The organism is Xanthomonas sp. MLO165, from assembly GCF_018831305.1.
GTDB classification, from domain to species: Bacteria; Pseudomonadota; Gammaproteobacteria; order Xanthomonadales; family Xanthomonadaceae; genus Xanthomonas; species Xanthomonas arboricola.
Genome location: NZ_CP029263.1, coordinates 2,451,735 through 2,462,822 on the forward strand (window position 1 = coordinate 2,451,735; position 11,088 = coordinate 2,462,822).

The 11,088-nt window shown below is 66.1% G+C and carries 1 protein-coding gene; it reads right to left on the reverse strand.

Annotation, left to right across the window (positions count from 1 at the left end):
* Complete coding sequence (locus DGN21_RS10415; RefSeq protein WP_215824916.1) at window positions 1-11,088, reverse strand: non-ribosomal peptide synthetase; 11,088 nt, start codon at window positions 11,086-11,088, stop codon at window positions 1-3.

The window sequence follows — 11,088 nt, forward strand, 5'->3', positions numbered from 1 at the left end:
TCACCATTCGGTCATCTCCATTGCGTCGTTCTCTTCCACCGTACCCGTTGCGACTTGTGCCCCAGCCGCAGTCAACGCATCGATCCAGGCCGCCAGCTCGACGATGGTCGAGCGAGCGAACAGATCGGCGATGCGCAGTTCGCAATCGAATTCGGCCTGCAGCGCGACCACCACCCGGGTCGCGAGCAGTGAGTGCCCACCGACCTCGAAGAAAGTACGACGGGTGCCAACCGATTCGCGTTCGAGCACTTCGCACCAGACCCGGTGTACGCGGGTTTCGGTCGCCGTCTGCGGCAAAGTGTCGCCTTGATCCAGGCTCCAGTCGGGGGCCGGCAAGGCGGAACGATCGACCTTGCCATTGGTAGTCAACGGAAGTCCCGGCAGCACCACGATCGCCGCCGGCACCATGTAATCCGGCAGCACGGCTACCAGCGAAAGACGCGCCTGCAATGGATCGAAATCCTCGCCAGCCACTGTGTACGCGACGAGTTGACGGTCGCCGCGCTCATCTTCGCGAGCGACCACGACTGTCTCGCGCATACCCGGAAGTGCCGCAAGCGCCGATTCGATCTCACCCAGCTCGATACGGAAGCCACGCAACTTGACCTGAGCGTCACGACGGCCAACGAACTCGACGGTTCCGTCAGGCAACCAGCGACCGAGGTCGCCGCTGCGGTACAGGCGGCCATGCGCGCCGGTGTCGACGAAGCGTTCGGCAGTGAGCTCTGGCTGATTCAGGTAGCCCCGGGCCAGCCCGTCGCCACCGATCCATAGCTCTCCGACCACACCGATCGGCACCGGCTGCATCCGCTCATCCAGCAGATGTACGGTGGTATTGGCGATTGGCCGCCCGATTGGAATCGCACGCTCGCCATCGACTGCTCCAGTGATCGCATAGGTCAGCGCAAACGTGGTGCTTTCGGTCGGTCCATAGCCGTTGACCAGTCGTGCCGGCGCATACGGCGACTGCGCCAACTCGGCGATCCGACGCGGGTCGAGTGCATCGCCGCCCACCAGCAAGTGGCCCAGCTGTGCCAAGGCCGGTCCAAGCACCGGCAGATGGCTGTTGAACAGTCCCACTGTCATCCACATCGCGGTGACGCCGGCACTCAACAGCGCGTCGCGCAAGGCCGCAGCATGCAGGACGGTCTGCTGGTCGAAAACGACCACGCGCGCGCCTTGCAGCCAGGCCGACCAGATCTCCCAGGTGGATGCATCGAACGCTGGGTTCGAGCAATGGGCGACGCGATCAGCAGGCGAGAGCGGCGCAAAATCGGTGCCAAACACCAGGCGCACAATGCTTCGGTGTTCGACCATGACCCCTTTGGGCTGCCCGGTAGAGCCGGAGGTATACATCACGTAGGCAAGTTCGCGGCCACTGGCTGGCTGGCGCGCAAGATTGAGCTGCGACTCATGCGACCACGCCTCTTCGTGCAGCGACAGGCGTTGCCCCACCCATGCTGCTGCGTCATCTGCGGCAAGAACGGCAACCGGCGCAGCGTCCTCGAGCAGATAGCTCACGCGCGCGTCCGGCTGGGCCGGATCGATCGGCACATAAGCACCGCCTGCCTTGAGCACTGCCAGCATCGCCACCAGCATCGCGACACCGCGTGGTGCCACGATCGCGACCCGTGCATCTGTCACAACGCCGCGCTCGCGCAGACCATGGGCGATGCGGTTGGCGCGGGCATTGAGCGTCGCGTAGTCCAGCATGATTCCGTCGGCCTGGACCGCGATCGCATCGGGCGTGCGCGCAGCCTGCGCCTCGAACAGGTCGGCCAGCGAGCTATCGTGAGGATACGGCGCGCGAGCGCCATTCCAGCCAGCGATCGTCGCGCGCTCAGCAGCATCGTGCAGCGCCGGCTCGCGTCCTGCGGCAACCGCTGCGGGCAGATCCTCGAGCACCCGCCCCAGATGCGCGACCAGGCGGCCGATGGTGGCCTCGGCGAAGTGCTCGGCGCGATAGCCCATGCGCAGCAGCAAGGTGTCTTCCAGCACCGCAATCAGCGTCAGGCGGAAATGGGTGAACTGCGGTGCCGAATCACGCTCGATTCGCAGCTGGCCCGGCAGGGCTGCCGCTTGGTCGCGGGCATCGGTCGGCAGATTCTCGAACACCAGCAGGCTGTCGAACAGCGGCATTCCGCCGGCCTCCAACTGGATCTGCGGAAGCGGCAGGAAACCGTGCTGTGTGCTTTCGACAAATTCGGCATGCTGGCGCGCCAGCATCGATGCTGTATCGGCGTCGCGGCCAAAGCGCACCGCCACCGGTACAGTCTGAATGAACAGCCCGACCATCGATTCGATGTCCGGCACCTCCGCCGGGCGCCCCGACAAGGTGGTGCCGAACACGACCTCGTCCTCTCCGCTGTAGCGATGCAGCACATAGCCCCAGCTCCACTGCAGCAGGGTGTTGAAGGTGACCTTCAAGCGTTGCGCCATCGATTCCAGTGCACGCGTGGCCGCCACCGACAGACGCAACCGGCGCTCGCGGGAACCGTGTTCGCCGTCGGTAGGCAGACGGTCCACTCCCAGCGGGGTCGGCAGCGACAGTCCCGACAGTGCTGCGCGCCAGTAGCTGCGCGCCGCGTTGGTGTCCTGGCGCGATAGCCAGGCGATGTAGTCGCGGTACGCGGCCGGCGCCGCAAGCGTATCCGGGCGACCTTCGCTCAGTGCGACATAGCGCTCCAGCACATCGCGATAGACCAGCGGCCCGCTCCAGCCGTCGAGGGTGATGTGGTGCTGGGTCCACAGCACGCGATGGTGATCGTGGCCCAGACGGAACAGCGTCAGCCGCAGCAAAGGTGCGTTGGCGAAGTCGAAGCCGGCGTCGCGGTCGGCGGCCAGGAAGGTGGCAAAGCGCGCCTCCTGCTCGGCTGGTGCCAGATCGCGCAGATCTTCTTCGCGCCATGGCAGCTGGACCCGATCGAGCACGATCTGTTGCAGCGTTCCGCCGGCCTCGGAGAACGCGGTGCGCAGGATGTCGTGGCGGGCCAGCGTGTCTTTCCAGGCGCGGCGGAACGCTTCTATGTCCAGGGGACCGTGAAGGGTCGGATACGACTGCACCACGTAAGCGGAACGTTCGAGCTGACTGTGGAAATGCAGGCCCGCCTGCATCGGCGTTGCCGGATACACCTGCGCGATCGCCCCATAGCGGCGCTGCCATGCGTCCAATTGCGCCTGGTCGACCGTGGCCAAGGGAAAGTCCGACGGCGTGCGCGTGCCGGCTCCGGGCGTGCTGCAATGATCGATAACTCGGTCCAGACCTTGCACGATCGCCTCGATCAGCGCTTGCGCCGTTTCGTCGCGATACTGGGCACGGCTGTAATCCAGCACCAGCGTGAGTTCGCCGCCGAACACACGTCCGGTCAAGCCAATCCTGCGCACCCTCCGGCGACGCGGGCTGACCTTGTCACCCACACCTTCCGGCGCGGCCTGGAAGGCAGTCTCCTCGTTGATCACCTGATCGAACTGGCCGAGGTAGTTGAACTCCAGGTCGGGCGGACCGAGCCGTCCGGCAGCCTCGACGAGTTCCGGGTCGTTGCCCAGCTGATGGGCGATGCCGAACCCGATGCCGTGATCGGCCTCCCGATACTGCTCCTTGACCGCCTTGATGACCTCGCCTACCTCGTCGCTAGCCGCGCTGATCACCAACGGATAGATGCCGGTGAAGTAACCAACGGTTTGCGTGACATCGAGCTCGTCGAACAGGTCCTCGCGACCGTGTCCTTCCATGCGCACGCGGAATGCGCTCGCGCCACTCCACGCGCGCAGTCCGAGGTAGACGCCCGCCAGCAGCAGCTCGTTGATCTGGGTCCGGTAGGCGGCCGCACAGTCTTGTTGCAGCCGACGAGTACGCGTCGGGTCGAGGCTGGCAGTCACCAACGCGTTATCGCTCATTCGCCCGACATCCTCGGTGCCGAAGTCGTTCGGCCACGGCTCCACGTGGAGTCGGCACTGGCGCAGCCAAAACGACCGTTGCGCCACCTGGCGCGACGAACCCACATGCTCGAGCAGGGCTTGACCCCATTGTTGGAACGAGGACGTCTTGGCGCCCAGTTCGATCGCTCGACCGGCCACGGCCTGGCCGTAGCCGCGCTCGATATCGGCGAGCAGGATTCGCCAAGACACCCCGTCCACGACGAAGTGCTGGGCCAGCAGCAAGAGACGCCCACTCTCGCCCGCACGGGCAGGCGCGAAATGGACCACCCGAAGCAGCGGCCCCCGCGCAAGATCGAAGCAGCGTTGCCAATGATCGCAACGCGCCGTCACGAACGCGGTTGCGTTGGTTTCGGGTAGGCGTTCGCGCACAATCGTTGCCGACAGCATTGCCTCGTCCAATGGCGCATACCAGGCCTGCCAGTCGCCATCGCGCTCGGCGAAGCGTAGGCGCAACGCATCGTGACGGCGATAGACCGCCGCCACCACGTCCCGCAGGATCGCTTCATCGACATCTGCAGGTGTCCTCAGCAGCACCGCTTGGTTGTAGTGATGGCGGTCCGTCTCGTCCAGGCCGATCAATAAGCGGTGCACCGGCAACAGCACCTGCCCACCTTCGATCGCCTGCTGCGGCGCCACGGCTGCAGGCGCGTCCAGCGTGGCGGCCAGCGCGGCCAACTCGGCCACGGTCTGGGCGACGAACAGATGGCGGGTAGTGAGCGCCAGCCCGGCCCTGTTCGCGCGCGATACCACTTGGATCGCCAGGATGGAATCGCCGCCGATCTCGAAGAAGTTGTCGTGCACGCCGACCAGCTCCAGCCGCAGCGCTTCCTGCCAAATCGCCACCAGCGTGATTTCATGTTCGTTGCGCGGCGCGACGTGCACGGCCTGGGACTGGTAATCAGGCTCCGGCAGTCGGCGCAGGTCGATCTTGCCATTGGCGGTCAATGGCAGCGCATCGATCGCTACGAATGCCGCCGGCATCATGTAATCGGGGAGATGCCGTTTGATTCGCTCACGTAATGCGCGCACCAGCAGCGCTTCGTTGACCTCTGCTTCGTTGGCGACGGCTGGCACCACGTAGGCGACCAAGCGACGCAGAGCGCCGTCGCCACGGACCGCGACCACGGCCTCGGACACGCTCTCGTGGGCGCGCAGCAACGCGGCGATCTCACCCGGCTCGACACGATGTCCACGAATCTTGATCTGGCCGTCGACGCGCCCGAGGAACTCCAACTCACCCTGCGCATTCCAACGCACACGGTCGCCGCTGCGGTACAGACGGCCACCGTCGGCGGCGAGTCCATCGATGAAGTTGAGCGCGGTCAGTGTTTCGTTCCCCAGATAGCCGTCAGCCAGGCCTGGACCACCGATGTAGAGCTCACCAGGCACGCCGACCGCCACCGGCGCGCCCTGTGTGTCGAGGACGCGTAATTCGACGTTTGGAAGGCCGCGGCCCAGGGTCAGCGGACGGCCGGGCACCACCTCGGCGCTGGTCGCAGCAACGGTGATCTCGGACGGGCCATAAGAATTGACCACGCGACAACGCTCGGCCCAGGCCCAGGCCAAGCGTTCGTCGCAAGCCTCGCCGGCGACGAACAGCACGCGCGGCGCCGGTGTAGAACCGATATCCAGTTGCGCCAGCAACGCCGGCGGTATGGCCGCATGGGTGATCTCGGCCGTGCTCAACAAACGTGCCAGTCGTGCTGGCGAGCGCCGGTCTTCTTCCGCGCAGACATGCAGGGCCGCGCCATTGGCCAGCGCCATCAGCCATTCCCAGACGGCTCCGTCGAAGCTCACCGACGCGAATGCCAGCACGCGGTCGCCCTCGCCCACCTGATACAGCTCGCGCTGCGATAGGGCCAGATTGATCATGCCGCAGTGCGGCACGATGACGCCCTTGGGGCGTCCAGTCGAGCCGGAGGTGAACACCACGTAGGCTGGATCCTGCGGACGCACGCCTGTCTGCGGGGCACCCGGATCGGCCGCGTCGGATGCGCCGAACAAGGCGTGGGCGAGAGCGCCATCGACCGGTACCACACTGTGCTCGCCCAACGCCGGGACCGCTTCCAGTACGCCCTGCTGGGTCAATACCAGTGCCGGCGCGGCATCCTCCAGCATCGCGGCGATACGCTCTTCGGGATAGGTCGGGTCGATCGGTACGTAGGCGGCGCCCGCCTTGAGGACAGCCAACAGACCTGCAAACAAATCGTGTGACCGCTCCATGCACACGCCAATCCGCGCCCCTGGCCCGATCCCCTGCGCATGCAAGAACGCGGCTATTCGGTTCGCGCGGCGGTCCAGGTCGGCATACGTCCACGCGTGGCCGTCGCAAACCACCGCTGCTGCGTACGGTGTCGCGCGCGCGCAGTGCTCGAACAACTGGTGCGCGCACAGTGCCGGACGCGGCAGGAGCGATGGTGCGCCGAGCGCAAGCACGCGCGCAGCATCGTCGGCTGACATCGCCGCCGACGCGAGCAATGGCGCCTGCGGATCCTTGGCGGCGGCCGACAAGCACGCCAGTAGCGCGTCGGCCAGGCGTTCGACGGTCTTGGCATCGAACAATTCGGTCGCATACAGCACGGTCATGTCGAAACCGTCGCCCAAATCGCGCACATGCAGTTCCAGATCGAAGCGCGACACGTCGATACCGGATTCCAGACCGCCCACGTTCAGGCCCGGCAGCGCGAGGTCTGCAACTTCGTCCTGGTGCATCGTGAAGCTGATTTGGAATATCGGGCCGTGGCCAAGACTGCGCGGTGGATTGATCGCCTCCACCACCAGGTCGAAGGGAATGGCCTGGTGTGCGAATGCATCCAGAACGGTGGTCCGGACGTGGCCTAGAAGTGTCTCGAAGCTTTGCGCAGTGTCCACGTGGGTGCGAATGGCCACGCTGTTAACGAAGCATCCGATCAGTGGTTCGGTGGCCGAATGATGGCGTCCGGAGACCGGCGAGCCGACCACCACATCGTCTTCGCCACTCCAGCGCGCCAGCACTGCGGCGAATGCCGCGTGCAGCAGCATGAACGGGGTCGCTGCGCGCGCCCGGGCAAGTTCGCGCAGGCGAGCGGATAGCGATGATTCCAGTCTGCGTTCGATCCGGCCGCCGGAAAAGGTGCGCTGTGTCGGCCAGGGTCGATCCAGCGGTAGGCCATGCACGGGCGGTGCCCCCTCCAGGCGCTCGCGCCAGTAATCCAGCCCCTGTTGCAGTCGCGCCTGGTCCAACACGCGTTGCTGCCACAAAGCGTAGTCCCCGTACTGCACCGCCAAAGGTGGCAAGGCCGGCCGGCGTCCTTCGCAGGCGGCGGCATACAGTTCGACGAACTCCTTGACCAGCAATGCGCTGGAGCCGCCATCGGAAGCAATATGATGCACCGTCAGCACCGCGACCCATTCCTGTTCGTCGATACGCAATAGCGCCGCGCGCAACAACGTGTCGGTCCCCAGGTCGAACGGCCGTTCGACCTCCTCGCGTATCCGTGCGGTCAACACGGCCTTGCGCTGGCTGACCGCGCTTTTGCGCAGGTCATGGAGTTCCAACGGCGCGTCCGCCAGGTCGACGACCTCGCACCGCCCATCACCATCGCCGGCCAGGAAGCGCGTGCGCAAGACCTCGTGGCGGGCCACGATACCGTCCAGCGCAATCCTGCAGGCCTCCATGTCCAGATCACCGCGCAGGCGCAGCGTCACGGCGATGTGGTATTGGCGGCTGCCGCCCTCGACCTGGTCGAGAATCCACAAGCGCTTCTGCGCGTGCGACATCACCGGCGCGGTGCCCGGCGGGCGCGGTCGCAATTGGATGCGCTGCTCGCCGTGGCTGTCGACGTGGGCGGCCAGACGACGCACGGTCGGATGCTCGAACAGGGCGCGCAGGGGCACGCTGCGCTCCAGGCGACGACCGATATCGGCGATTGCCCGGGTGGCCAGCAGTGAGTGACCACCGAGGGCGAAGAAATCCTCGTCCAGGCCGATCTTCGCGTGACCGAGGATGGCGCACCAGGAGTCGTGCAGGACCTGCTCGCTGACAGTCGTCGGCGGGGTCAACTCGTGTTTGGCCCCGGCATCGCTCCGCCATGCCGGCAACGCCGCGAATTCGCGCTTGCCGTTGACGGTCAGCGGCATTCGCTCGATCCAGACCACCGCTTCGGGCAGCATGTAATGCGGTAATTCGAGGGCTAACGTCGCACGCAGGCGCGCATCCTCCATCACTGGCGCGCCGTCGGCAGAGACCGCATAGGCCACCAGACGCCGATCGTGGTCGTCGCCGACAGCGACCACCGCGGCATCCTGCACGCCCGGCAGCGCCATCAGACGCGCTTCGATCTCCGCAGGCTCGATCCGATACCCGCGAATCTTCAGCTGCGCGTCGTCGCGACCGAAAAAACGCAAGCGGCCATCGACGCCCCAGGCCGCAAGGTCGCCGCTGCGATAGGCGCGGCAGCCATCGGCCTTGACGTAGAAACCACCGGCGTCGGCGCCGCCCCGATAGCCTTGGGCCAACTGCGGACCGACGATATGGAGCTGTCCGCGCACGCCGATTGGTACCGGCTGTCCATGGCGGTCGACGACGTCAATGCGCATGCCAGGGAACGGCCGCCCGATCGGCACCCCGTCCTCACTGGGCAATGCATCGGCAGGCCCAATGGCGTGGACCATGCAGCCGACCGTGGCTTCGGTCGGTCCGTACTCGTTGACCACCGTCGCCTTCGGTGCGACACGTTCGCGGAATCGGGCCAAGGTCGAGGTCGATAATGCTTCGCCACCGACGACCACGCGATGGGGCGCCTGTCCCGGGACCGTGGCCAGATTCGCCAACGCCTCCAGATGTGCAGGAGTGAGTTTGAAAAGCAGCGGTTCGGCGCCGACCATCAGGCTGGCCAGTATGGCCAGCGAGGCGTGCGGATCGGGTGGCAGCAAGTGGACCGGGCGACCGGTGGCCAGGGGCAGGATGAGCGAGGTGACGGTGGCGTCGAACGCGAGCGTGGTCGCAACTACGCCGGCAGCCAGCGCATCGGCGTCATAAAGGCATCGCGCACGATCCAGATAGTGCGCCAGCGCGGTATGACCAACGACAACGCCCTTGGGACGGCCGGTCGAGCCGGAGGTGTAGATCAGGTAGGCGGTGACGCCAACCGCATGCTCCGGTCTGCTGCTGGGGGCAGCGGTCGCGCGCGCAACTGCCAGCGCGTTGACATCGATGACCGCCATGCCGCTCGGGCAATGGACCGCTTTTGCCACATCGTCGCGCGCGGTCAGCATCGCGGCGGGCGCGGCGTCGATGAGGATCGCCGCGATGCGCGCTGGCGGTGATGTTGTGTCGACCGGCACATAGGCGGCGCCGACCTTCCATGCGCCCAGTATCGCGGCCACCATCCAGGCATCGCGCTCCAGCAACAGGACGACCCGGTCGCCCTCGCCGACACCGGCCACGCTCAGTGCATCGGTCACTGCATCGGCAGCGGCGCCAAGCTGCGCCCAGCTCCATTGCTGGTGGCCGGCGATCACTGCCACCGCGTCGGATCGCGCGTCGCAATGGCGCTGGATCTGCTTCAACGCCGTCTCGGGGACAGCCTCGGAGACTGCCCGACCAGCAGCCAGCGCGACCATCTGTTGGCGACCGGACGCATCCAGCAGATCCAGCGTACTGACCCGGACGGTATCGTCAAAGGCCATTGCCCGCAGCAAGCAATCAAAGTGGCCTAGCCAGCGGTCGATGGTGGTGCGATCGAACAGGTCGCAGGTGTACACCAACTCGCCACAGAACCCGCCCGCTTCATCGGCCAGTGCCAGCGCCAGGTCAAATTGCGCGCTGTGCCGCGGCGGCTGCAGCGCCTCTACCCGCACGCCCTGCAGGTCGGGTGCGGAGGTGCCTGCGCCGGATACGGTAAGGCTGGTCTGGAACAGCGGTGAGTGGCTGAGACTGCGCTGCGGTCGCAGCGCATCAACGACCTGCTCGAACGGCACATTTTGATGGGCGTAGCCGTCCAGGGTCAGCTCGCGGACCCGGCTCAGCAGGCCTGCCACAGACGGATCGTCTTCCAGATGCACATGCAACGGCATGGTATTGGCGAAAAAGCCGATCAGTGGTTCGACCTCCGGTCGCTGACGATTGGCGACCGGGCAGCCGACCACGACCGAGTCCTGGCCCGAGAGCCGGTGCAGCAAGGCCGCCCAGGCCGCCAGGAGGACCATGAATGGCGTCACCCGATGGCGCCAAGCCAGGTTGCGCAGCGCGTCGCTAGTCCCCTGGTCGATTCGTACCGGCACGCGTTCTCCGGTATAGCGTTGGTGCGCCGGCCGCAGACGGTCACTCGGCAGTTCCAGCAGCGCTGGTGCGCCTGCCAGATGCTGTTTCCAGTAGCTGATCTCCGTCTGCAAACGCGCCTGGTCCAGGCGTTCGCGCTGCCATGCCGCATAGTCGGCGTACTGGATGGACGGCAACGGCAGCGGATCGGGCTGGCCAGCAACGGTTGCGGCATAGATTGCGCCCAATTCGCGCACCAGCACCGCGTTCGACCAGCCGTCCGAGACGATGTGATGCATCGTGACCACCAATACGTGCTCCTCCTCGCCGGTATGCAGCAGGCGCATGCGCAGTGGTCCGCCGGTAACGAGATCGAAAGGTGCCTCGCCCTCGTCGCGCAGGTGCTCCCATATCCGCGATGCGGCATCCTCGCCGCGCAGGTCGAACAGCGGCAACGGTGGCACCGCGTGAGCCGGCAGGACCCACTGCACCGGCTCGCCGTCCTGATCGACGAAACAGGTCCGCAAGACCTCGTGGCGTTCGACAATACGAGCCAGCGTCAGCCGCAGCGCGTCCACGTCGAGGGCGCCGCGCAAGGCCAGCGCCGCGCCGACGTGGTAGGCGGCGCTGGCGGCCGGGTCGAGCTGGTGCAAGAACCACAGCCGCTGTTGCGCGAACGACAGCGGCGCTGGCCGCTGCGGCTGCCCGCGTCGGGGAATCGCCTCCGCGATCGGTAAGACAGCACTGTCCGAGAGGAATGCGATGAGGGCGTCACGGTTCTCGCGCAGCAACGCGACCGCACGTGGTGAAATGTCCGCGGAGGCCGAACGAGTTTTGAGCCGGTCCTGGTCGATGAAAGGAAATACGCCTTCGGCGTTGAGCAACGTCACGATCTCTGCAGGCCGCAT